25 protein-coding genes and 1 pseudogene are annotated in these 19,704 nt (G+C 61.6%); 17 read left to right on the top strand and 9 right to left on the bottom strand.

Annotated features, from left to right (window positions below):
• Positions 1-213 precede the first annotated feature (213 nt).
• The gene (locus NKI22_RS28570; RefSeq protein WP_352640836.1) at positions 214-960 is read right to left on the bottom strand and encodes a 3-oxoacyl-ACP reductase family protein; all 747 of its coding nucleotides are present in this window, start codon (positions 958-960) and stop codon (positions 214-216) included.
• A 98-nt stretch (positions 961-1,058) separates the two neighbouring features.
• Between NKI22_RS28570 and NKI22_RS28565 the strand changes: the two genes are divergently transcribed.
• Positions 1,059-1,673 carry a TetR/AcrR family transcriptional regulator gene (locus NKI22_RS28565; RefSeq protein ID WP_352640837.1) on the top strand — a complete coding sequence of 205 codons (615 nt, stop codon included), beginning with the start codon at positions 1,059-1,061 and terminating at the stop codon, positions 1,671-1,673.
• Positions 1,674-1,708: 35 nt separating this feature from the next.
• Here NKI22_RS28565 and NKI22_RS28560 read toward each other — a convergent pair whose 3' ends face one another.
• A complete protein-coding gene (locus NKI22_RS28560) occupies positions 1,709-2,617 on the bottom strand; it encodes an alpha/beta hydrolase (RefSeq protein WP_352640839.1) in 909 nt (302 codons plus the stop codon).
• A gap of 47 nt (positions 2,618-2,664) precedes the next feature.
• On the opposite strand from NKI22_RS28560, the gene NKI22_RS28555 reads away from it, so the two are divergent.
• Entirely contained in the window at positions 2,665-3,117 is a 453-nt protein-coding gene (locus NKI22_RS28555; RefSeq protein ID WP_352466212.1) for a MarR family winged helix-turn-helix transcriptional regulator, read from the top strand.
• A gap of 44 nt (positions 3,118-3,161) precedes the next feature.
• Here NKI22_RS28555 and NKI22_RS28550 read toward each other — a convergent pair whose 3' ends face one another.
• Positions 3,162-3,773, bottom strand: a complete 612-nt coding sequence (locus tag NKI22_RS28550; protein ID WP_352640841.1) for a pyridoxamine 5'-phosphate oxidase family protein — start codon at positions 3,771-3,773, stop codon at positions 3,162-3,164.
• Positions 3,774-3,921: 148 nt separating this feature from the next.
• On the opposite strand from NKI22_RS28550, the gene NKI22_RS28545 reads away from it, so the two are divergent.
• Positions 3,922-4,350, top strand: coding sequence for a nuclear transport factor 2 family protein (locus NKI22_RS28545; protein WP_352494640.1), 429 nt, complete (start codon positions 3,922-3,924; stop codon positions 4,348-4,350).
• Positions 4,351-4,372: 22 nt separating this feature from the next.
• Here the strand turns inward: NKI22_RS28545 and NKI22_RS28540 are convergent, their stop codons facing one another.
• Positions 4,373-4,726: a gamma-butyrobetaine hydroxylase family protein gene (locus NKI22_RS28540; protein ID WP_023717628.1), complete on the bottom strand. Its 354-nt coding sequence runs from the start codon at positions 4,724-4,726 to the stop codon at positions 4,373-4,375.
• A 198-nt stretch (positions 4,727-4,924) separates the two neighbouring features.
• Between NKI22_RS28540 and moaA the strand changes: the two genes are divergently transcribed.
• Both moaA and NKI22_RS28530 read left to right on the top strand, forming a co-directional pair.
• A complete protein-coding gene (gene moaA / locus NKI22_RS28535) occupies positions 4,925-5,920 on the top strand; it encodes a GTP 3',8-cyclase MoaA (protein WP_352482597.1) in 996 nt (331 codons plus the stop codon).
• Between the two features lie 109 nt (positions 5,921-6,029).
• Positions 6,030-6,452, top strand: coding sequence for a hypothetical protein (locus tag NKI22_RS28530; protein WP_352547224.1), 423 nt, complete (start codon positions 6,030-6,032; stop codon positions 6,450-6,452).
• Between the two features lie 52 nt (positions 6,453-6,504).
• Here the strand turns inward: NKI22_RS28530 and NKI22_RS28525 are convergent, their stop codons facing one another.
• Positions 6,505-7,167: a DUF1579 family protein gene (locus NKI22_RS28525; protein ID WP_352959316.1), complete on the bottom strand. Its 663-nt coding sequence runs from the start codon at positions 7,165-7,167 to the stop codon at positions 6,505-6,507.
• Between the two features lie 260 nt (positions 7,168-7,427).
• Between NKI22_RS28525 and NKI22_RS28520 the strand changes: the two genes are divergently transcribed.
• The 11 genes from NKI22_RS28520 (at position 7,428) to NKI22_RS28470 (ending at position 15,501) form a co-directional block, all read left to right on the top strand.
• Positions 7,428-7,784, top strand: a complete 357-nt coding sequence (locus tag NKI22_RS28520; protein ID WP_023717633.1) for a hypothetical protein — start codon at positions 7,428-7,430, stop codon at positions 7,782-7,784.
• Between the two features lie 121 nt (positions 7,785-7,905).
• A complete protein-coding gene (locus NKI22_RS28515) occupies positions 7,906-8,826 on the top strand; it encodes a DMT family transporter (protein WP_023717634.1) in 921 nt (306 codons plus the stop codon).
• A 65-nt stretch (positions 8,827-8,891) separates the two neighbouring features.
• The gene (gene mobA, locus NKI22_RS28510; protein WP_352482600.1) at positions 8,892-9,521 is read left to right on the top strand and encodes a molybdenum cofactor guanylyltransferase MobA; all 630 of its coding nucleotides are present in this window, start codon (positions 8,892-8,894) and stop codon (positions 9,519-9,521) included.
• A complete protein-coding gene (mobB, locus tag NKI22_RS28505; RefSeq protein WP_023717636.1) occupies positions 9,518-10,027 on the top strand; it encodes a molybdopterin-guanine dinucleotide biosynthesis protein B in 510 nt (169 codons plus the stop codon). The genes mobA and mobB overlap by 4 nt, the downstream gene beginning before the upstream one ends.
• A 212-nt stretch (positions 10,028-10,239) precedes the next feature.
• Entirely contained in the window at positions 10,240-11,022 is a 783-nt protein-coding gene (locus tag NKI22_RS28500) for an ABC transporter substrate-binding protein (RefSeq protein WP_023717637.1), read from the top strand.
• A gap of 118 nt (positions 11,023-11,140) precedes the next feature.
• Positions 11,141-11,854, top strand: a complete 714-nt coding sequence (locus tag NKI22_RS28495) for an ABC transporter permease (protein WP_023675013.1) — start codon at positions 11,141-11,143, stop codon at positions 11,852-11,854.
• Entirely contained in the window at positions 11,851-12,678 is an 828-nt protein-coding gene (locus NKI22_RS28490; RefSeq protein WP_023717639.1) for an ABC transporter permease, read from the top strand. The genes NKI22_RS28495 and NKI22_RS28490 overlap by 4 nt, the downstream gene beginning before the upstream one ends.
• A 64-nt stretch (positions 12,679-12,742) precedes the next feature.
• Positions 12,743-13,612 (top strand): NAD(P)-dependent oxidoreductase, encoded by an 870-nt coding sequence (locus tag NKI22_RS28485; protein WP_023717640.1) that lies wholly within the window; start codon positions 12,743-12,745, stop codon positions 13,610-13,612.
• A 9-nt stretch (positions 13,613-13,621) separates the two neighbouring features.
• Positions 13,622-14,326: a DNA alkylation repair protein gene (locus NKI22_RS28480; RefSeq protein WP_352640848.1), complete on the top strand. Its 705-nt coding sequence runs from the start codon at positions 13,622-13,624 to the stop codon at positions 14,324-14,326.
• On the top strand, positions 14,286-14,867 hold the full coding sequence (locus NKI22_RS28475) for a GNAT family N-acetyltransferase (RefSeq protein WP_352640850.1): 582 nt from the start codon (positions 14,286-14,288) through the stop codon (positions 14,865-14,867). Before NKI22_RS28480 ends, NKI22_RS28475 begins: the two co-directional genes overlap by 41 nt.
• 61 nt (positions 14,868-14,928) lie before the next feature.
• On the top strand, positions 14,929-15,501 hold the full coding sequence (locus NKI22_RS28470; RefSeq protein ID WP_352640852.1) for a DUF3299 domain-containing protein: 573 nt from the start codon (positions 14,929-14,931) through the stop codon (positions 15,499-15,501).
• 11 nt (positions 15,502-15,512) lie between these two features.
• Here the strand turns inward: NKI22_RS28470 and NKI22_RS28465 are convergent, their stop codons facing one another.
• The 4 genes and pseudogenes from NKI22_RS28465 to NKI22_RS28450 all read right to left on the bottom strand — a co-directional run bounded on the left by NKI22_RS28465 (position 15,513) and on the right by NKI22_RS28450 (position 18,114).
• Complete coding sequence (locus NKI22_RS28465) at positions 15,513-16,004, bottom strand: Lrp/AsnC family transcriptional regulator (protein ID WP_006333679.1); 492 nt, start codon at positions 16,002-16,004, stop codon at positions 15,513-15,515.
• Between the two features lie 203 nt (positions 16,005-16,207).
• A pseudogene (locus NKI22_RS28460) lies at positions 16,208-16,899 on the bottom strand (uracil-DNA glycosylase family protein).
• On the bottom strand, positions 16,839-17,450 hold the full coding sequence (locus tag NKI22_RS28455) for a glutathione S-transferase (RefSeq protein WP_352494633.1): 612 nt from the start codon (positions 17,448-17,450) through the stop codon (positions 16,839-16,841). The pseudogene NKI22_RS28460 and the gene NKI22_RS28455 overlap by 61 nt, the downstream one beginning before the upstream one ends.
• A 40-nt stretch (positions 17,451-17,490) precedes the next feature.
• Positions 17,491-18,114 (bottom strand): thermonuclease family protein, encoded by a 624-nt coding sequence (locus NKI22_RS28450; RefSeq protein WP_352494632.1) that lies wholly within the window; start codon positions 18,112-18,114, stop codon positions 17,491-17,493.
• A 75-nt stretch (positions 18,115-18,189) separates the two neighbouring features.
• Here NKI22_RS28450 and NKI22_RS28445 point away from each other — a divergent pair, with 75 nt between their 5' ends.
• A complete protein-coding gene (locus NKI22_RS28445; RefSeq protein WP_023717647.1) occupies positions 18,190-19,704 on the top strand; it encodes a sensor histidine kinase in 1,515 nt (504 codons plus the stop codon).

The following is a 19,704-nucleotide window of genomic DNA, read 5'->3' as shown; positions in this document are numbered from 1 at the left end:
CGCTCCGGTTGAACCCGGATCCCGTTCCGCACCGCTTTCACGGTCTCGCCCACCGCATGGCGGATGTAAGGCGTGACTATACTGATTCATACTGATTTCGTTAAGCTTCCATAAATTTCGGAACGTCTGTTGCAGAACGGTTTCACAACATCGTGACGGGTCAAGCCAATCCGCCTTCGCCCCCGACCAATGGTAGTGCCCGCGAGCCAAGCCTCAAGCGTTGGCGCCGCCGTCGATGGTCAATGCCGCGCCTGTCACGAAGCGCCCTTCGGGGCCGGCAAGCCAGGCGACCATGCCGGCGATCTCGTCGGCCGTGCCGAAGCGAGGCGTCGCCATCTTCTGGCGCTGATGCTCGGCGTGCGGGCCGCCTGCTGGATTCATGTCGGTATCCGTCGACCCCGGATGGACGACATTGGCGGTGATGCCGCGCGGACCGAGATCGCGTGCAAAGGCCTTGGTCAGGCCAACCAAGGCAGCCTTGCTGGCCGAATAGGCGCTCAGGCCGGCATCGGTGGCACGCTCGGCCAGGTTGCTGCCGATCGAGATGATCCGGCCACCCTCGCCCATATGCGCTGCTGCCGCCTTGGCGGCGACGAACGGGGCTCTGAGGTTGACCTCCATTGTCTCATCGAAGTCGGCAAGCGACAGGGCATGGATCGGCGCAGCGCGCCAGATGCCGGCACTGTTGACGAGGATGTCGAGCCGTCCGAAGGCTTTTACCGCCTCATCGACTGCCGCCTCGATCGCTGCAGCATCGCGATTGTCGGCCTTGATGGCGAAGGCCCGACCGCCGGCCGCCTCGATTGCCCCGACCACCGAACGCGCCCGTTCCTCGCCATTCACATAGGTGATCGCCACGCCCGCGCCGTCGGCCGCGAGCCTTCGTGCGATCGCCGCACCGATGCCGCGGCTGCCGCCGGTGACGAGGGCGGCCTTGCCGTGCAAGCTCCTGGATGACATTTGCTTCTCCATTTTGTAGTGATTGATACATAAATATCTGCCAGCCTTGCTGAACCGCGTCAACTGAATTATGTATCGATCAACACAGAAAGCGCACCATGCCGGAACGAGGCCGCCCCCGCACCTTCGATCGAACCGCCGCCTTGCGGCGGGCAATGGAGGTGTTTTGGGCCAAGGGTTATGCGGGCGCGTCGATAAGCGACCTGACGGCTGCAATGGGCATCAACTCACCCAGCCTCTACGCAGCCTTCGGCAGCAAGGAAGCGCTGTTTCTCGAGGCGACCGAGCTTTACACGCAGGTGGAAGGCACCGAGATCTGGTCTGCGCTGGAAAAGGCGCCGACCGCACGCCAGGCGGTCGAGCGGTTCCTGCGCCAGACGGCCAGGGCCTATTCGCAGACCGGCCGTCCGCAAGGCTGCCTTATCGCGCTCGGCGCATTGCACCAGGACTCGAGCCGCGGCGCCATCTGCGATGATCTGCGCCGTCGCCGTGCCGAAAACCGCGAAGCCTTGCTGAGACGCCTCGAGCGTGGCGTGGCCGAGGGGGAGTTGCCGGCCGATTTCGACTGCGGTACGGCCGCGACCTTCTATGCGACCGTACAGCACGGCATGTCGATCCAGGCGCGCGACGGCGCGTCGCGCTCGGCTCTTCTGGAGACGGTGGCCGGAGCAATGGCGGCTTGGATAGCGATGGCCAGCACCGGGGCGGCGTGACGGTCGAACCCGGCAGACAAGAACAGACATTCAGGTCACTGCAGAGACGGCTCCAGCCTGCCGGCAACGAAACCAACGGCACGCTCCACCACACCCTTGTCCGCGAGAATGCGGCGGTGGCCGAGCCCGTCGGCCCAGTACAGCCGCACATGGTCGCCGGCACGCGCGTAGAGCCTTGCATGATCGGCGGACACTTCGCGGTCGTCCGGCGCGTGGATCACCAGCGTCGGCAGCGGCGTGCTTGCCAGTTGGCGGTCACCGGTGAATTCGTGCAGCGGCCGGCCGGCGATGCGCTCGACCCGGTCGGCCATGGCGACCTGCGAGCGCGAGCCGACATTCAGCATGCGGCTGAAATCGGCAAAGATCGCAGGAAGCGAGCTCGGCGCAGCGATTAGCACCAGCCGCCCGGCCGTCAACGGCGGGATATTTCTGATTGAACCGGCGACGGCATTGGCGGCGACGGCACCACCAAAGGAATGGCCGGCGATGGCGGCAAATGGGCCGAACCATTCGCCGGCAACCCGTGCTGCATCGACCGCACTGACAAGGGTCAGCCGGCGGCCCTGCGACTGGCCGTGGCCCGGCAAATCGAGCGAGACCACCTTGTAGCCGGCATCGCGATAGGCTTCGATCAATGTGCGCATGTATTCGGTACGCGAACGCCAGCCATGGATGACGAGCACGGTGCCTGCAGCCGCCCTGCCCGGCTCGGGCCGGAATTCATGCACCATGACGCAGCCGGTTCTGGTCTTTAGCCGGTGATGGCGCGCTTCGGTCATGAAATCGGCGGCGCGATCGATTGCGCGGCGCTCACGATGGCTCAAGCTCTTTTCGTGCGGCGTGCGGCAGAACAGCTCGAATGCAGCGCGCCCGGTGAGTCGCGGCGCCACATGCTCGGCCACGCCGAACGTGCCGCGGATGACCTTCACTCCAAATGATGCCATAGTGGCGATCCATCCATTGGTTCAAGCATGAACATAATAGTTCAAACATGAACATTAAGCAAGACCTGCCCTGGGACAACCCGCGTTTTCGCAACTGGGTTGCGGTGGCGCGCGCCTGCCACGTGGTGGAACGCACCTTGGCGGTGAAGCTGGCGCCGCTCGACCTGAAGCCGGCGCAGCTGGACGTGCTGATGAACCTCTACCGCCATCCCGGCATGTCGCAGCACGACCTCGCTCGCCGCCTGCTGGTCGGCCGCTCCAACATCACCATGCTTTTGCCGCAGTTGGAGACCCGCGGCCTACTGCGCCGCGAGGGCGACGAGAAGGACAAGCGCGTGCTGCGGCTGACGTTGACTGAGGCAGGCGAGGCACTGCTTATGCAGGCGCTGAAGGTCCACATGACGCTGATCGAAAAGGCGATGAGCCAGTCGACGCCGGAACAATGCGACATGATCGGCGAACAGATGCGCAAGGTTGCCGAGGTGTTGAAGACCGCCTGACGGCCCAGTGCCTCACCACCAAATTCCCTCACCACCAAATTTCTTCACCACATGGATTTTTTCGCGCGCTCCGGCCATTCCCTGTCGTAGACCTCGCCGTCGATGTTCTTGCGGCTGGTGATCTCCAGGATCTGTCCGGGGGTCGGCAGCGATCTTGGGTCGACATGCCTTGCCGGATTCCACAGATCCGACCGGTGGATGGCGCGGGCGCACTGGAAATAGACCGCATCGACCTCGACGACCGTCACCGAGCGCGCCGGCTTGCCCTCGACTGCGAACGAGGCGCAGAGCGCGGGATCGGTGGTGATGTGGGCGCGTCCATTGACGCGCAGCGTCGTGCCGGAACCCGGCACCAGGAACAGAAGCGCGACGCGCGGATCGCGAAGGATGTTCCTTAGCGAATCGGCACGGTTGTTACCGCGCCGGTCCGGCATCATCAGCGTTTTCGGATCGTGGATGCGGACGAAGCCGGCGAGATCGCCGCGCGGCGAGCAGTCCAGCCCTTCAGGCCCGCAGGTTGCGAGCGCAGCAAACGGCGAAGCTTCGATGAAAGCAGCGTATTCAGGAATCAGCTGGTCGAGTTCCTTGACCACCGACGCCTCGCCGGGCAGGCCATAGAGCGCTTCGAGCTGTTCGACGCTGGTGATCATGGACATGTTTTCGTCTCCAACCTTTGCCGGCGCTACTCCAGACGCATGACATTTTCACGACACGATGCCCGTTTGTCCGTCATCAGGAAACGGGTGTCGAGGGACCGCGAACAAGCGCAAACCGCTTTCGTGCTGACAGAAACGGAGGTCAAAAATGGAGAAACCGCTCGGCCGGCGACGCACCGCCATGGAACTTATTGAAAACATGTTCAATGTTGAAATGCGTTTCCTGCAATCAGGCTCGGAGAGCCTCGATATGCTTGCCAGCGCATTTCATGTCGAGATTGTCGTGCATGAGCCTCGCTCCCTGCCCTATGCCGGTGACTGGAACGGCCTCGACGGCGTTGGCGCCCTTTTCCGCAAGATGCGGGAAATCTGGAGCGACGTGGCGGTGGAGGACCTCCAGGTCGCCCAAAACGATGACATGGTGTTCATGAGCTGCACGCTGTCGCTGACATCGCGGGCCAATGGTGCAACCATCAAGCAGCCGTTTGCCGAAGTCTTGCGCTTCAAGGATGACCGGCTGATCGAAGGCACGCCGTTTTATCACGACACCAGCGAGATACTGGCGATGCTGCGTTGACCGGAGCGTCCCGCGAAATCAGTCAGCGGTCGCGGCTCAGCCCCTTCTCTTCCAGCTCGGCGAGATAGGCGGCCCAGCGTGCATCCTTCTCATGACCCAGCGTATGCAGGTAATTCCAGGTGAAGATGCCGGTGTCGTGGAAATCGTCGAAGGTGATGCGCACGGCATAGTTGCCGACCGGCTCGATCTTAAGGATCGCTACATTGCGCTTGCCGGGAACGGTGACGCGCTGTTCGGGCGAATGGCCCTGCACCTCGGCCGACGGCGAGGCAACACGCAGCAGCTCGGCTGGCAATTCGAACGGCTGATGGCCCGGAAAGGTGACGGAAAGCAGCTTGCGGTCCTTCGAGACCCTGAGTTCCTTTGGCGCTGTCATGCTGGTGGATCCTGCGGAAGACAGCCTTCCCTACGCCGCTTCGCGTTGAGGGAAAAGGCCGTTTCAGAACTTCCGACATGATCTGTCGGCGTCGGGATGTTACCGCAGATCGCGAGCTTCTATCTTGAATGGCAAGTTGGCTCGCATCACATAGCCATATATAACGAAGCCGTTCACGGCCACGGGAAGCGCATAAGCATGGATATGATCGATCCTTTCGGTCGCACGATCACCTACCTGCGCGTGTCGGTCACCGACCGCTGCGATTTCCGCTGCACCTATTGCATGGCCGAGGACATGACGTTCCTGCCCAAGAAGGACCTGCTGTCGCTGGAAGAGCTCGACCGGCTTTGCACGGTCTTCATCGAAAAGGGCGTGCGCAAGCTCCGCCTCACCGGCGGTGAGCCGCTGGTGCGCAAGAACATCATGCATCTGGTGCGCCAGCTTTCGCGGCATCTCGAGAGCGGTGCGCTGGAAGAGCTGACGCTGACCACCAACGGATCGCAGCTTTCACGCTTTGCCGCCGAGCTCGCCGACTGCGGCGTCAAACGCATCAACGTCTCGCTCGACACCCTCGATGCCGACAAATTCCGCCAGATCACCCGCTGGGGCAATCTGGATAAGGTCATGGACGGCATCGACGCGGCGCAGGCGGCGGGGCTGAAGGTAAAACTCAATGCGGTGGCCTTGAAGGACTTCAATGATGCCGAATTGCCGGAAATGCTGCGCTGGGCGCATGGCCGCGGCATGGATCTGACGGTCATCGAAACAATGCCGATGGGCGAGATCGACGCCGACCGCACCGACCAGTATTTGCCGCTGTCGCTGCTGCGCGCAGCACTCGAGCGCCAGTTCACGCTGAGCGATATTCCCTATAAGACCGGTGGCCCGGCCCGCTATGTCCACGTCGCCGAGACCGGCGGGCGGCTCGGCTTCATCACGCCGATGACGCATAATTTCTGCGAAAGCTGCAACCGGGTCCGGCTGACCTGCACCGGCACGCTTTACATGTGCCTCGGCCAGGAAGATGCAGCCGACCTGCGCGCACCACTGCGTGCGTCCGAAGGCAACGAGCTGGTCGCCGACGCCATCGACGAAGCAATCGGCCGCAAGCCGAAAGGCCACGACTTCATCATTGATCGCCGCACCAACCGCCCATCGGTGTCGCGGCATATGAGCGTCACCGGCGGCTGATTTTTCACCGATTTCGTGCAAGAATAATCGCCTTGGCATCGGCTTCGAGGCAAGGCTCATGCAGCGGCTTTTTGCAATCCCGACGTTTTTCGGAGTGATGGCGGGGACCATGGCAGTTGCCGCGCCACTCACCTATACGAACGAGCGCTTCGGTACCGTCTGCACCTTTCCGGATGAGATCTTCACTCTTCGCCAGCCTGAGCCGGACAATGGCGATGGACAACAATGGCTCACCGCTGATGGCGCCAGCCTGATCTGTTCAGGCATCCTCAATATCGATGATGAAACTCCGACAGCCTTCGTCTCCGCCCAGAGGGGCAGCAAGGAACCTGGCTACAAGATTACCTACAGCAAGACCGGCAAGGACTGGGCGGTGCTGTCGGGCATCAAAGGCGAGAACATCTTCTACGAACGCCGCCTGTTCGGAAAAGACGGTGTCATCCGTACGGTCTGGATCGACTATCCGCCAGCCTTGAAATCGAAATACGACCCGCTTATCGGAGCGATCGCCGGCAGCCTCAGGGGACCGTGAGCATCCGGCGACCTCGGAACATATTCGCAACCCCGTTGTTTTTGCTAACGAGTCACGGTTGACGCGTGTAGTCGTATCGTACGGCAAGCCATTTCTTGCCGCTGCCATTGGCTTGGAGGAAATGCTGCTCGGCCACTTCGTGATTGTCGCCGTCCCTGGAAATGACGAAATCGGAGGCAGTGAATCGCCCTTCGACCTCGGGCCCGAAGCCGACGAAACCAAGCGGCTCGAAAAGCAGCGAAATCTTGCCGTCCTCCTCGCCACCAAAACTCCAGGCGGGCATGATCCCTGCCGGGAAACGGGTATCCATCGAGACATACTTCCAGCGGCCCTCCACCCGGTCATAGCTCAAATAGGCTATCCGCTGGAAGTCTGGGATTTTCGACCCGGGCGCCGATCGCATCACCTCCTGCATGAAGGGGCCGATCATCGTACGCTCGGCCACCAGCCCGGTCATCACAATCGGCTGGGCGCCGGGCGTTGGCCAGATCGTGTTGACGACGGACCATTTCCCGACGCGGCGAGCGAGTTCATCCGCTTCGTGACCCGGCGTGGACATCCGTTCGACTGCCGACGCCGAAGCGCCGTTCTCGGCGAAGGCAGGCGCCATCGCCATGAGGATAACCGCCAGTGCAGAAGAGAACCGGGAAGCCGACGAAACGTGCCGCCTGCTGCCTGTGCCAAGCATGTCCGCATTGCCTCGTGCATTCATCATGGACCACCTCCCCAGACAAGATCAGAAGCCTACAATGACCAATTTGGTGAATCTTGCCGAGCAAATTTGATCTCGTCGAAAAATTTTCCTCGAGCCGCAGTGTGATCGATTTGCCCTCCGAACCCATCCTTTGGAACGGCACATTTCGGGGTCACACCCAGAAAAGGTCTTGTCCGCAAACGGTTACCGGATTTACCGCAAGCCCGTTCGGGCCTAGCCTCTGCTCTGGAGTGGTTCTTCGCCCAGTGGGGGAATACGATATGCACAAACTCATTCTTTCTGTTGCATTGCTCAGCTTCGCGGCCCTGCCCGCGGCGGCCCAGTCGATCGGCGGCACCTATGCCGTGGCCGGCACCAACTTCGATGGATCGTCCTATGGTGGCGACGCGACGATTACGCTGACCAGCGAGACTACCTGCACGATCCATTGGGAGACAGGCGGCTCGTCCTCGGACGGCATCTGCATGCGCAACGACGATGCCTTCTCCGCCGGCTATGTCATGGGCAAGGCGGTTGGCCTTGTCGTCTACAAGGTGCAGGAAGACGGCTCGCTGCATGGCCTGTGGACGATTGCCGGCAAGGAAGGCAACGGCACCGAGGTGCTGACGCGCAAATAAGCCTGCCGCTCTTGCGAGGTAGATGTCACGGGCCACAGAAAGGCTGTGGCCCAGCCCTTTGACGTTGCTGTTTTGCGGGTGCCTGCTAGACGCTTGCTGCAGGACTCACCCGGTAATCGCCTTGCCTCTTTCGCCAAATCTGCGCGGCGCGTTGTTCATGATGGTGGCCATGATTGGTTTCACCCTCAACGATGCAATCACCAAATTCTCGTCGGAATCGATGAACATGGCGCAGGTCATGCTGATCCGCGGCGCCTTCGCTTCGCTTTTCGTTGCCCTGCTTGCGTGGCAACGCGGCGCGCTTGCCCGGCCTGGCTCGATGCTGCAGCCGACAGTTGCGCTGCGCGTCGCCAGCGAGGCCGGCGCCACGGTGTCGTTCCTGGTTGCTCTGGCACATCTTCCGATCGCCAATGTGTCCGCCGTGCTGCAGGCGCTGCCGCTGGCTGTGACGATGGGCGCCGCGCTTGTGTTCAACGAGGGCGTCGGCTGGCGGCGCTGGCTGGCCATTGCCGTCGGTTTTGCCGGCGTGCTGATCATTGTGCGGCCGGGCTTCGAAGGGTTCAGCATGTTTTCTCTGCTGGCACTGGCTAGCGTGGCATGCTGCGCGGTGCGCGACCTCGCCACCAAGCGGATTCCGCAGGCAATTCCGACATTGCTGGTGTCGACCGCCACCGCTCTTGCCATGACCGTTCTGGGCGCAGCATTGCTTTCGCCGATGGGCGGTTGGACGCCGATGACGGGAAAAAGCACGGCATTCCTGGCGCTGGCGGCGGTGCTCGTGCTCATTGGCTACCAGTTCATCATCATGGCGATGCGGGTGGGCGATATCTCCTTCATCGCGCCGTTCCGCTACACCGCCCTGCTCTGGTCGATCCTGCTTGGCTTCACGATCTTCGGCGATGTCCCCGATCTGCCGATGATCGTCGGTGCCACGATCATCATCGCCTCAGGCCTCTATGCGCTCTACCGCGAACGGATCGTCGGCCGGCGAAAGACAGCTGCCGAAAGCGCTGGACCGGACATGGCGCCGGACGGCATATAGGCGCGACCGTTGACGACCGTCTGATTTGAAAACTTGATTTTGGTCATAGGGTCTAGCAGCAAACGATGGGCCGAGATATCGCAGGGATCATTCTGGCCGGCGGCCGGTCGAGCCGGATGGGCGGCGGCGACAAGACGCTGCTTGCGCTTGGCGATGGGACCCTGCTCGACCGTGTCGTTTCGCGCCTTGGCCCGCAGGTCGGCCCGCTGGCGCTCAACGCCAATGGCGATCCGGCACGGTTTGCCGCGACGGGGCTTCCCGTGCTTGCCGACACCGTCAAGGGTTATGCCGGGCCGCTTGCCGGGATCCTGACCGGCCTCGAATGGGCTTCCGACACCACTTGCCAGGCGCTGGTCACGGCTGCAGGCGATACGCCTTTCCTGCCCAAGGATATGGTCGAGCGGCTGCTCGCGGCAGCCTATGCACGCCCGGGCTCGATCGCCGTTGCCTGTTCCGGCGGCAAACGGCATCCGACGTTTGCGCTCTGGCCGCTGGGGCTCGACCAGGCCTTGCGCCAATTTCTCGTCGAGGAAGACAACCGGCGCGTTTCGGCGTTCATCGACCGGCACGGTTTTGTCGAGGTGGATTTTCCCATCCTGAAATCCAGAGGCGCCGAGATCGATCCCTTCTTCAACATCAACACTCCCGACGACCTTGCCCGGGCCGCGCATCTGTTGCAGAGCATCGAGCCATGAACAGACGTATCTTCGGCATCACTGGCTGGAAGAACTCCGGCAAGACGACATTGACCGAAAAGCTGGTAGCCGAACTCGTCCGGCGCAGCTGGAAAGTGTCGACTGTAAAACACGCCCATCATGATTTCGACATCGACAAACCTGGAGCGGATAGCTTTCGCCACCGCCAGGCGGGAGCGATGGAGGTGGCGATCGTGTCGGGCAGGCGCTGGGCGCTGATGCACGAATTGCGTGGCGAGGACGAGCCGACGCTGGAGGCGATCCTGTCACGGCTGGCACCCTCCGACATCGTGCTGGTCGAGGGCTACAAGCGCGAGGCGCACAAGAAAATCGAGACGCGACGGCTCGAGGCCAAGGACCGGACACCGCTCTCGGCAGGCGATCCACACATTATCGCCGTCGCCTCCGACTTTCCCATTGTCGGCGAAGACTTGCCGGTCTTCGATCTCGACGACACGAATTCGATAGCCGACTTCATCGAACGCGCCACCGGCCTGACGCGCTGAGATTGCGGCCGCGGGGAGCTTCCCGCCACTTTCTCTCCATTTAGGCGTTTGACCCAGCGTCACCGTTTTCTGAACATGACCTTCCCTCAAGCGGCGGTTTTGCAGTTGCTTTTTCTTGGGAAAGAATGGGAGTATCGCGCCAGCGGGCGGTCAAAAGCACCGCCCACAGAGCCGTTCGGGAACGACGGCCGGGACCAACAGAGAGGACCATTATGCGTATTGCACTGCGTATCGCGCTCGCCGCATCGGCTGCGCTGCTGACGCTTGGCGTTGCCCAGGCCCAGGAAAAAACCTTGAGGATCGGCACCGAAGGAGCGTATCCGCCATTCAACAACCTCACCGCCGACGGCCAGCTCGTGGGCTTCGATATCGATATCGCCAAGGCACTGTGCGACGAGATGAAGGTGAAGTGCACTTTTGTCGCGCAGGACTGGGACGGCATCATTCCAGCCCTTCAGGCAGGCAAGTTCGACGCCATTGTCGCGTCTATGTCGATCACCCCGGAACGCGCCGAGAAGGTCGACTTCACCCACAAATATTACAATACGCCGCCGGCAATCGCCGCGCCTAAGGACACTGATATCAAGGGTGTCACCAAGGAAGATTTGGCCGGCAAGACGATCGGCGTGCAGGCATCCACCACCCATTTCAACTATTCGACCAAGACTTACACCGACAGCACCGTCAAGCCGTATCCGACCGCGCAGGAATACCAGCTCGATCTGGCCAATGGCCGGCTCGATGCCGCCAATGACGACATCGTCGTGCTGCAGCAATGGCTGGATTCGCCGGACGGCGCCTGCTGCAAGCTGGTCGGCACAATCAAGCCCGTCATCGAAATCCACGGTCCGGGCGCCGGCATTGCCGTGCGCAAAGGCGAGACCGACCTGGTCAACCAGTTCAATGCGGCGATCGACGCGATCCGCGCAAACGGAAAGTACAAGGAAATCAACGACAAATACTTCAAATATGACGTTTACGGCGGCGAGTCCTGATCGACCGACATAGGACAACGTGAACGGCGGGAGATTCCCGCCGTTCTTATAAGGATGCCGCGCACGAGGGGTGATGCGGTACGGGTCTCAACGAGCCTTAAGGAGAACAGGCAGGCGGATGCAGAGCGCACTGACGCTTCTCAGTTGGGGACCCGAAGGCTGGCTCGACGACATCGCCGCGGGTGTGTTTGTCACAGTATGTCTTGCGCTGGCCACGCTGCCCTTCGGGCTGACGCTCGGCTTTTTCGTGGCGCTGGCCAAACAGTCGGAAGAGCCGTCGCTGAGACTGGCCGGGAACATCTACACCACGATCTTTCGCGGAATACCCGAGCTGCTCACGCTGTTTCTGATCTTCTTCGGCATCCCATTAATCCTGCAATACATTGTCCGGCTGGTGAGCCCCGGGACATCGGCCGACGTCAACAGCTTCGTCGCCGGGATGATCGCGCTGTGCTTCATCTTCTCCTCTTATTCCAGCGAGGTGTTTTTATCCGCCTTCCGCGCGATTCCAAAAGGGCAATATGAGGGAGGCTATTCGGTTGGCCTGTCCAGCGGCCAGACGATGCGGCTGATCGTACTGCCGCAGTTAATCCGCATCGCGTTGCCCGGACTTGCCAATCTTTGGCTGATCCTGCTCAAGGACACCGCGCTCGTCTCGGCCGTCGGCCTCAACGAGATCCTCCGGCAGAGCGGGGTTGCCGCTCGCGTCACCAAGCACGCCTTCCTGTTTTACGGTTTTGCCGGCCTGATCTATCTCCTGCTAGCGATCGTCTCCTCCTTCGGCATCAATGCGATCGAACGAGCGGTTGGCGGCAGCGAGGTCAAGAGATGAGCCTGGCCACCGACACGCTGAAGGTTGACCGGCCGCCGCCGCCCGCACGCGGCTGGTCGCGCCAACGCATCCTCGGCCATGTCCTGGTCGGCCTGTGGATCGCTCTCGGCATTGGCGTGGTCGTCTACCTGGTCACTGCGTGGAACCCGGAGTTCTTCCAGAAATATGCACCCGGCTACATATCCGGCCTTGGCATCACCCTGCTGCTGGTTGCCATCTCAATTGTGCTTGGTGCGATCCTGTCGGTGCCGATCGCCTATGCACGTATGTCGAACAATCCGATCCTTTCGGGGTTCGCCTATGCCTATGTCTATTTCTTTCGCGGCACGCCGCTGTTGGCGCAGACCTTCCTGGTCTACTACGGGGTCGGCTCCTTCCGACCGGAGCTCGAGATGGTCGGCCTGTGGGGCTTCTTCCGCGAAGCGTTCAACTGCGCGATCTTCGCCTTTTCGCTGAATACGGCCGCCTACCAGGCCGAGATTTTGCGTGGCGCGATCGAGAGCGTGCCAAGGGGCCAATGGGAAGGTGCCGCCTCGCTCGGCCTGCACAAACTGCAGACGATGTGGAAAATCATCCTGCCGCAGGCGCTGATTGTGGCGCTGCGCCCTTATGGCAACGAGATCATCCTGATGATCAAGGGCTCGGCAATCGTCGCCATCATCACGGTCTACGATTTGATGGGCATCACCCGGCTCACTTATGCGCGCACCTTCGACTTTCAGTCGTATATCTGGGCGGCGATCATCTATCTGGTCATCGTCGAAACATTGCGCCACGGCGTCGAGTGGATCGAACGGCGTATCACCATCCATCTGCACCGCTGACTCCCATCCCCTTGCCTGATCCGATAAGAAGGCCGCAAAGCAGGTTTCTAAGGGATTCGAAAACATGGCTTCGGTGGCATTTCTCGGTCTTGGCGTCATGGGTTATCCGATGGCCGGGCATCTCAAGAACAAGGGCGGTCACGACGTCACTGTCTACAACCGCACCAGGGCCAAGGCCGAGCAGTGGGTTGCCCAGCATGGCGGCAGCTTCGCCGTGACGCCGGCAGAGGCGGCCGAGGGCAAGGACTTCGTTTTTTCCTGCGTCGGCAATGACGACGATCTGCGCTCGGTGACGACCGGCGCCGGAGGCGCCTTCAATTCAGTGAAGAAGGGCGCCATCTTCGTCGACAACACCACGGCATCGGCCGAGGTCGCGCGCGAACTGGCGCAGCAGGCGCAAGCGCTCGGGTTTTCGTCCCTCGACGCTCCGGTCTCCGGCGGTCAGGCAGGCGCTGAGAACGGCGTGCTGACCGTGATGGTCGGCGGCGAGCCAGACGCCTTCGACAGGGCCAAGCCGGTCATAGATGCTTATGCCCGCATGGTCGGGTTGATGGGACCGGCAGGGGCTGGCCAGCTCACCAAGATGATCAACCAGATCTGCATCGCCGGCCTCGTTCAGGGACTGGCCGAAGGTATCCATTTCGGCAAGCAGGCCGGGCTCGACATCGAAAAGGTGATCGAGGTGATTTCCAAGGGCGCGGCCGGTTCCTGGCAGATGGAGAACCGCCACAAGACGATGAATGCCGGCAAATATGATTTCGGCTTCGCCGTCGACTGGATGCGCAAGGATCTTGGCATCTGCCTCGCCGAGGCCGACCGCAACGGCGCCAAACTGCCGGTGACGGCACTTGTCGACCAGTTTTACAAGGACGTGCAGGCGATGGGCGGCAAGCGCTGGGACACGTCCTCGCTGCTGGCGCGGCTGGAGAAATAGGATTTCACCGTGGCCGAGCTTTCGCCTCAATCCAGCGCCGACGAAATCGTCGCTCATCTGCGCTCGATCGCCTCGGAGGAAAATCGCCTTGGCATGCTGCGCTACGGCATCAAGATCGAACGTGCGCTCGGTATCTCGCATGGCGTGCAGCGGCAGATTGCCAAGAAGATCAAGCGCAACCATGAGCGTGCCTTCGAGCTTTGGCAGACAGGCATCATGGAGGCGCAGTTGATCGCTTCCGTGACAGCCGATCCGGAGCGGTTCTCCGCCGCGGATGCAAGACGATGGGCGGCGACTTTCGACTCGTGGGATATCGTCGACGGGGTCTCCGATCTCTTTGTCGATACGGATTGCTGGAGGGAATTGATCGCCGAATTCGCGGTCGACGAACGGGAATTCGTTCGGCGCACGGCGTTTGCGATGATGGCTTGGTCGGTGGTCCACCGGAAGAAGGAACCCGAGGCGACCTTCCTCGAATTCCTGTCGATCATCGAAGCGCATGCGACCGACGGCCGCAATTTTGTCAAGAAGGCGGTGAACTGGGCGCTTCGTTCGATCGGCAAACGATCGATGAATTTGCACGGCCCTGCCCTTGCCCTGGCGCAAAAACTAGCGGCCTCGACAGACAGGACTGCGCGCTGGATCGGCAAGGACGCCGTGAAGGAACTTTCCGATGCCAAGACGCTCGAACGGCTCGCCGCCAGAAAAGCTTGACCTGAGCAAAGTGCGCTTCACGGAGGTGATGCAATCGACGCGCGCTGATTTCGAAAACCTGTTCGAGCAACCCGGCGGGCCGAAATATTGCTGGTGCATGGCCTGGCGCAACCTCGACCGCCGCGAGCATGTCGAGAACGACGAGAAGAAACGCGCGATGATGGCGCTGATCGACGCTGGCACGCCGGTCGGCATTGTCGCCCAGATCAATGGCCGGACCGTCGGCTGGTGCTCGGTCGCGCCGCGCGAGACCTACCGCAGGCTGTCGCGGCAGCAGGACGATAGCGAGATGGGCATCTGGTCGATCGTCTGCTTCTATGTACCGAGAGCGCTGCGCGGTGGCGGGCTGGCAAGCGCATTGCTCGACGCGGCCATCGATCACGCCTTTGCCAAAGGCGCCAGGATGATCGAAGCCTATCCGGTCGACGATGCTTCGCCGAGCTACAGCTTCATGGGGTTTCGCGGCATGTTCGTCGCCCGTGGCTTTCGCGAGATTGGCATAGCCGGCTCGCGCCGGCATGTGATGCGGCTTGAGCGTTGACCAGTGGACAGCGGCAGCTTTACTTGATGTCCGCAGATCAAGGCTCAACAGCGGAGCAGCGATGAGCAACCGTTTTAAATCAGGCGCGGTCTTGGCGACTGCCTTGTTGGCGTCCGCCATCGCGGCAAGCGCTTCCGCTGGGACCACGCACATTTTCTGGAAGGATCTGCGCCCAGCGACCCAGGCAGCCGCCGAAAGCGTCGGACTGCCAATGATCGCGGCCAAAATGCCGGATCATGGCGAAACGCTCTCTCACGATTTGCAGGACCAGACCGTGCAGCTCGCGGGCTACGCACTGCCGGTCGATCGCGACGGTGATCTCGTCTATCAATTCCTGCTGGTGCCCTGGACAGGGGCCTGCAGCCATATGCCGACGCCGCCGCCCAACCAGATCGTCCTCGTTACGCCTGCGCAACCCTACCGGATGTCCGAGGCCTACCAGCCGGTTTCGATAACTGGCGCACTAGAGCCAGGCATGGAGAAGAGCCAGCTTTTCATCCTTGACGGCGTCAGTGTCATCCAGTCGGGCTACACTGTGCGCAAGGCCGAGGTGGTCAACGTCGACACCGTGCCGGACACGATCACGCTGCCGGTCAACTCGCCCTGGACTTTCCTCAACAAAAAGAAGAACTAAGCAGAAGAATCTCAAGCGGCGTTGGCGCCGGACTCCTTGTCGAGCACCATGTAATCCAGCGGCATCTCGGTGGTGTATTTGATCTGCTCCATGGCGAAGGAAGACGACACGTCGCGGATCTCGATCTTGGCGATCAGCCGCTTGTAGAAGGCGTCGTAGGCGGCGATGTCGGGCACCACGACGCGCAAGAGATAGTCGACATCGCCGCTCATGCGGTAGAATTCGACCACTTCGGGAAATTCCTGGATGACCTCCGAAAAGCGCCGCAGCCATTCATGGCTGTGCGAATTGGTGCGGATCGACACAAACACCGTGACCCGCACATTGACCTTTTCATGGTCGAGGATGGCGACGCGCCGCTTGATGACGCCCTCTTCCTCGAGCTTCTGGATGCGCCGCCAGCACGGCGTCGTCGACAGGCCGACCTTCTTGGCGACGTCGGCGACCGCAAGCGTCGCATCCTCCTGCAGGAGGCGGAGGATTTTTCTATCGAGGCGGTCCATTGGGTGCTCCCCCTGATGCAAGTCGTCCAAAGTGCGCAGCGGCTTTGGCACAACGATATGCATAAAAACAAGAATTTAAAGCGCGTCCCCTCATGCGCTACGCGCTTCGAGGAATAGATTACCATATTCCCTCTTGTCATGGCCTTTTACAAGAAAGAAATTCTGTCGGATAGCGCGAAAGCGAGTGATTTCTTGCTGAATGCCTAGCCGATGCGATAGCGGATTTCCGATCTTAGAAATGGCAGCAAATCCATTTCAAACCATGGATTGCGCTTCAGCCAGCCGGTGTTGCGCCAGGACGGGTGCGGCAGCGGCAGGACTTTCGGGTCAGTCGATGCCGCCCAGATGGCGCGCCAGTCCAAGACTGTTTCTGTCAGCGAGGGACGGCGCGCCGCGCCCATATGCCAGCTTTGCGCGTAGATGCCGATCGTCAGCACCAGATCGACTTGCGGCATCAGCGCCATCAGCGATACGCGCCAGGCCGGCGCACATTCGCGGCGCGGCGGCAGGTCGGCGCCCTTGGCGTCCTGACCCGGAAAGCAAAAGCCCATCGGCACAATGGCAAACTTGTCCGTGTCATAGAATTCCTCGCTGCCGACGCCGAGCCAGCTTCGCAGCCGGTCGCCGGAGGCGTCGGTGAACGGCATGCCTGACAGGTGGACCTTGGTGCCTGGCGCCTGGCTGGCGATCAGGATGCGGGCGCTCGAAGATGGCCTGAGCACCGGACGCGGCTGGTGCGGCAATGGCCTGCCGGCCGGCTTATCGACGCAGATGCGGCAGGCGCGTACCCTCGCTGCCAAGGCTTCCAACTCTTCGCTCATTCGGAACTCATTGTCAGGCGGCGGCACTCGGCCGGCTCGAGATTGCCCGATACCAGCGCAGCACGTTGGTGCACTCTTCGGGTACCTTGATGCGAGCCGGCTTCATAAAATCGATGGCGACGAGCCCGGTGATGTCGGCGATCGAATACGCATCGCTGGCGACGAATTCCCTGCCGGCGAGCTCAGTGTCCAGAAATCTCAGGAATTCGATCGCCTTCGGCTTGTTGGCCTCGCCCCATTCGGGGATTTGCGGGATCTCCCATTCCCTCATTGCGGGGTGGATATGCCGGAACGCCGCGGCGACGCAGCCGAACAGATTGAACTCCACACGTCTTTGCCACATCTCGACGATTGCCTTGCCGAGCGCGCCACGCCCGAACAAAGCCGGCTCGGGGTGCAGTTCCTCGAAGTAACGACAGATTGCGACGGATTCGGTGATGATGGTGCCATCGTCGAGTTCGAGCACCGGCAGACGCTTCAGCGGGTTACGCGAGCTGACCGGCTGCTCTTTGTGCTCCAGCGCGCCCATGTCGACCGGCACCAGCGGAACTTCAACTCCCTTTTCGGCCAGGAAAACCCGAACCCGCCGTGGATTGGGCGCGCGGCCGCCGTCGAACAGCTTCATCTTTATCCTCTCGTCCATCTCGACGAATTATAGGCACAGCTCACCAGAAGCGAAAAATCTCCCGCAGGGCGTCGCCGATCGACGCCAAGGTCCCGTGTTTTCTTTCGACCAGCTCGTGCCCGTGGCTCTCGCGCCAGTTCTTCGGCTCGTCGAAAGTTCCGGCCCAGATGCCGGCCTTGCCTGCGCGCGCAGCGGCTTCCTCGGTCTCGAAGTCGCCAAAGGCGACCGCCCAGCCGGCCTCGACCTGAGCGCGGTTGAGATCCTTGCCGCCGACCTTGCAATCGCCGAGCAGCCTGCCGTAGCGGTCGCGCTGCCAGCCGCTGCAGGAAACCGCTTTGCCGGCAATCAACCGCACCAGGGACTGCCGCGCGAGCTTGCCGCAGGGATAGTCGGCACCGTCCTTGCGGCAGATCTGCGAATATTCCGGCGCATCGATGCCACGCATGCGGACACGCTCGCTGCCGAGGGTGATGCTATCGCCGTCATTGACAATCGCCGCGCCCTCCGTCTTGCGCGTCTCCACCCGGTCGAGGCGCGCCGCCAGGAGGATCAGCAGGCCAAGCACGATGAGCGTCAGCCCATAGTCCATCAGCCTGCGCCACCGGCTTCGCGGGCGCGGCGCATAGTATCGCTGGCGCGGCCATCGCGACCACGAACGGCTCATATGGCAAACCGTTGGTTAATCATTCGAACGTAGCTTAACGATTTGAAATTGCTGCCCGCGTAAATTGAAGACTTCATGCCCCTGCAACGCTCGACCACGGCGGACAAGTTTATTGTGGACCGCAGGAAACGCCATCGCAACAGCGATGTCGCGCGCGCGGTGCGCAAGACGCGCGACCGTCTTTCGCAGCAAGCCGGAAATCCCGACTTCGACCGCGAGCTGTTGAAGCTCCACGCGCTGTCGATGACCGGCGGCGTGATCGTCGTCCCGCTGCTCGTTCTGGCAACTGCCGCCGCAGGCTTGCTCGCGGGCGTCGGCAAGGAGATCGGCGTCTGGGCGCTGTTCACATTCATCTGCTACACCATCGTTGCATTCATGGCGAGACGCGTCACTCAGGCGTCCGAGCTCAACCCGCTGGAAACGCATAGGGATTTCCTGATCGGCCATTTTCTTTGCGGGCTTGGCTGGGCCTGGTTCGCATGGCTCGGCTGCGAAACTTGCCAAATCGATCAGTTCCAGGTCGCCAAGGCGGTGGTGCTGCTGCTCGCCATGTCGGCAACCGCGATCCTGGCATCGTCCCTGCGCGGTGCGCTGTTGGCGACCTTCGCCCTCCCGGTCGCCATCTATGCCTATGCCAGTGCGAAACTATGGCTGCCCGTCGAGGTGATCATGGCAGGTTTGCTGATCGCTTCGCTGCCTTTCTTCGCCTATGTGGCGCGCCAGCTCAACCGTTCCTCGCTGATGCTGCTGTCGTTCCGCTCCGAAAAGGACGCGCTGATCGCCGAACTGGAGACGGCGAAATCGATGTCGGACGAGGCACGGCGGCGGGCGGAAGACGCAAATCTGGCGAAATCACGTTTCCTGGCCTCGATGAGTCACGAACTGCGCACGCCGCTCAACGCCATTCTCGGCTTTTCCGAAGTGATGGCCAACGAGGTGCTCGGCCCGATGAGCAACCCGACCTATCGCGACTATGCCCGCGACGTGCATGACTCCGGACAGCATCTGCTCGACCTGATCAACGAAATCCTCGACTTGTCGCGCATCGAAGCGGGTCGCTACCAGCTCAATGAGGAGCCGATGATGCTGCTCTCCGTCGTCGAGGATTGCTGCCACATGATGGAGCTGAAGGCGCGCAACAAGGACATCCGCATCGTCCAGGATTTCGAAAACGCCTTGCCGCGCCTGTTCGCCGACGAACGCGCGGTGCGGCAGATTGCGCTCAACCTCTTGTCCAATGCCATCAAGTTCACCGCCACCGGCGGCGAAATCCGCGTGCGCGTCGGCTGGACGGCGGGCGGCGGGCAATATCTCTCCGTCAAGGACAATGGGCCGGGCATACCGGAAGACGAGATCCCGATCGTACTCTCGGCCTTCGGCCAGGGCTCGATCGCCATCAAGAGCGCCGAACAGGGCACCGGGCTTGGCCTGCCGATCGTGCAGGGCCTGCTGGCCATGCATGGCGGCGAATTCCAGCTCCATTCCAGGCTACGCGAAGGCACCGAGGCGATCGCCATCTTCCCGCTGAGCCGGGTGATGGAGGAACTGCCGGCGCTGCCGACCAAGGCGGTTGCTTCGCGCCGGCGCTGA

This window comes from Mesorhizobium sp. M0778, assembly GCF_040320105.1.
Taxonomy (GTDB): Bacteria; Pseudomonadota; Alphaproteobacteria; order Rhizobiales; family Rhizobiaceae; genus Mesorhizobium.
The sequence above is the reverse complement of the archived record's forward strand: the minus strand, read 5'-3'. Positions and strand labels throughout refer to the sequence as shown.

What these genes read in the sequence shown, in the direction of transcription:
- NKI22_RS28570 (WP_352640836.1), bottom strand. Translation starts at nt 960, where the DNA reads ATGTCATCCAGGAGCTTGCACGGCAAGGCCGCCCTCGTCACCGGCGGC.
- NKI22_RS28565 (WP_352640837.1), top strand. Translation starts at nt 1,059, where the DNA reads ATGCCGGAACGAGGCCGCCCCCGCACCTTCGATCGAACCGCCGCCTTG.
- NKI22_RS28560 (WP_352640839.1), bottom strand. Translation starts at nt 2,617, where the DNA reads ATGGCATCATTTGGAGTGAAGGTCATCCGCGGCACGTTCGGCGTGGCC.
- NKI22_RS28555 (WP_352466212.1), top strand. Translation starts at nt 2,665, where the DNA reads ATGAACATTAAGCAAGACCTGCCCTGGGACAACCCGCGTTTTCGCAAC.
- NKI22_RS28550 (WP_352640841.1), bottom strand. Translation starts at nt 3,773, where the DNA reads ATGTCCATGATCACCAGCGTCGAACAGCTCGAAGCGCTCTATGGCCTG.
- NKI22_RS28545 (WP_352494640.1), top strand. Translation starts at nt 3,922, where the DNA reads ATGGAGAAACCGCTCGGCCGGCGACGCACCGCCATGGAACTTATTGAA.
- NKI22_RS28540 (WP_023717628.1), bottom strand. Translation starts at nt 4,726, where the DNA reads ATGACAGCGCCAAAGGAACTCAGGGTCTCGAAGGACCGCAAGCTGCTT.
- moaA (WP_352482597.1), top strand. Translation starts at nt 4,925, where the DNA reads ATGGATATGATCGATCCTTTCGGTCGCACGATCACCTACCTGCGCGTG.
- NKI22_RS28530 (WP_352547224.1), top strand. Translation starts at nt 6,030, where the DNA reads ATGGCAGTTGCCGCGCCACTCACCTATACGAACGAGCGCTTCGGTACC.
- NKI22_RS28525 (WP_352959316.1), bottom strand. Translation starts at nt 7,167, where the DNA reads ATGATGAATGCACGAGGCAATGCGGACATGCTTGGCACAGGCAGCAGG.
- NKI22_RS28520 (WP_023717633.1), top strand. Translation starts at nt 7,428, where the DNA reads ATGCACAAACTCATTCTTTCTGTTGCATTGCTCAGCTTCGCGGCCCTG.
- mobA (WP_352482600.1), top strand. Translation starts at nt 8,892, where the DNA reads ATGGGCCGAGATATCGCAGGGATCATTCTGGCCGGCGGCCGGTCGAGC.
- mobB (WP_023717636.1), top strand. Translation starts at nt 9,518, where the DNA reads ATGAACAGACGTATCTTCGGCATCACTGGCTGGAAGAACTCCGGCAAG.
- NKI22_RS28500 (WP_023717637.1), top strand. Translation starts at nt 10,240, where the DNA reads ATGCGTATTGCACTGCGTATCGCGCTCGCCGCATCGGCTGCGCTGCTG.
- NKI22_RS28495 (WP_023675013.1), top strand. Translation starts at nt 11,141, where the DNA reads ATGCAGAGCGCACTGACGCTTCTCAGTTGGGGACCCGAAGGCTGGCTC.
- NKI22_RS28490 (WP_023717639.1), top strand. Translation starts at nt 11,851, where the DNA reads ATGAGCCTGGCCACCGACACGCTGAAGGTTGACCGGCCGCCGCCGCCC.
- NKI22_RS28485 (WP_023717640.1), top strand. Translation starts at nt 12,743, where the DNA reads ATGGCTTCGGTGGCATTTCTCGGTCTTGGCGTCATGGGTTATCCGATG.
- NKI22_RS28475 (WP_352640850.1), top strand. Translation starts at nt 14,286, where the DNA reads ATGCCAAGACGCTCGAACGGCTCGCCGCCAGAAAAGCTTGACCTGAGC.
- NKI22_RS28470 (WP_352640852.1), top strand. Translation starts at nt 14,929, where the DNA reads ATGAGCAACCGTTTTAAATCAGGCGCGGTCTTGGCGACTGCCTTGTTG.
- NKI22_RS28465 (WP_006333679.1), bottom strand. Translation starts at nt 16,004, where the DNA reads ATGGACCGCCTCGATAGAAAAATCCTCCGCCTCCTGCAGGAGGATGCG.
- NKI22_RS28455 (WP_352494633.1), bottom strand. Translation starts at nt 17,450, where the DNA reads ATGAAGCTGTTCGACGGCGGCCGCGCGCCCAATCCACGGCGGGTTCGG.
- NKI22_RS28450 (WP_352494632.1), bottom strand. Translation starts at nt 18,114, where the DNA reads ATGAGCCGTTCGTGGTCGCGATGGCCGCGCCAGCGATACTATGCGCCG.
- NKI22_RS28445 (WP_023717647.1), top strand. Translation starts at nt 18,190, where the DNA reads ATGCCCCTGCAACGCTCGACCACGGCGGACAAGTTTATTGTGGACCGC.